This is a genomic window from Romboutsia sp. MSSM.1001216sp_RTP31141st1_G3_RTP31141_220114 (assembly GCF_039031195.1).
GTDB classification, from domain to species: Bacteria; Bacillota; Clostridia; order Peptostreptococcales; family Peptostreptococcaceae; genus Romboutsia_C; species Romboutsia_C hominis.
Genome location: NZ_JBCIUO010000055.1, coordinates 1 through 1135, shown reverse-complemented (window position 1 = coordinate 1135; position 1135 = coordinate 1). Strand labels below are relative to the sequence as shown.

1 protein-coding gene and 1 tRNA gene are annotated in these 1135 nt (G+C 30.0%); both read left to right on the top strand.

The window, feature by feature from the left end; all coding sequences use genetic code 11:
• Positions 1-75, top strand: a tRNA-Thr gene (locus ABCP60_RS15925).
• A 312-nt stretch (positions 76-387) separates the two neighbouring features.
• On the top strand, positions 388-1135 hold a 748-nt coding region (locus tag ABCP60_RS15920; RefSeq protein ID WP_343102186.1), incomplete at its 3' end, for an MFS transporter.

Sequence of the window (1135 nt, the reverse complement as noted above, 5' to 3'; positions counted from 1 at the left end):
GCTGGTGTGGCTCAACGGTAGAGCAGCTGACTTGTAATCAGCAGGTTGTAGGTTCGATTCCTATCACCAGCTCCAATCAAACTCTTAGATTTTATCTAAGAGTTTTTTATTGTGTAAATATAATTTTAATTAATATATGAATAAATATCCTCTATAAGGGTATATAGGATAGTATTGGCTAAAATTAAATTTTTCCAATATTAGTAGGTAATGTAAGGGGAAATATAAAATTTCTTATATCATAAAATTGTAGTTATTTTAATATGGAATATTTATATATAGAATATTAAACTTTAAAATAGTTATAATTAAAATTTTTAAATAGAATATGAAGCAATAACTCTTACATTATAAGCATTTATAATTATGAATAGGAGTGAGTTTTTCATGAGTGAAGCATTAAAAAAGAAGAGTACAAGCATCGCTATGTTAGTATTTTTACTTGGAATTTTTATGGGGGCTATGGACTCTGGAATAGTATCACCAGCAAGAAATGTAATAGCTAGTGGACTTGGAATATCAGAATCAGCTAGCGTGTGGATGATAACCATATATACTTTAGCATATGCTGTATCTATGCCAATAACAGGTAAGTTAGCAGATACATATGGTAGAAAAAAGGTATATATGATTTGTGTTACATTATTTGCCACAGGTTCTTTACTTTGTGGAATATCAGATATAGTAGGGAGCTATGGATTTTTACTAACTTCAAGAGTTATCGAAGCAATAGGTGGCGGAGGTATAATGCCAATAGCCACAGCATATATAGGCTCATCTTTCCCTGAAGAAAAAAGAGGGTCAGCACTTGGATTAGTTGGAGGAATATATGGAATAGCAACTGTTCTTGGACCAACGCTAGGAAGTTTTATACTTTCTGTGGCTGGAGATGGTAAATGGGGATATTTATTTTTAATAAATGTACCTATAAGCATTATTATAATAGGAGCAGCGTTAAAACTAGAAGAAAATAAAAAAGACTCAGATATTAAAAAAATGGACATTTGGGGGTCTTTAATATTAAGTATTTTAATTGCATCATTAATGTATGCTTTAACAAATCTTAAATTCTATGATTTTGGAAATTCAATTAAGACATTAGATGTTTGGCCATATTTATTAATATCTATAATAA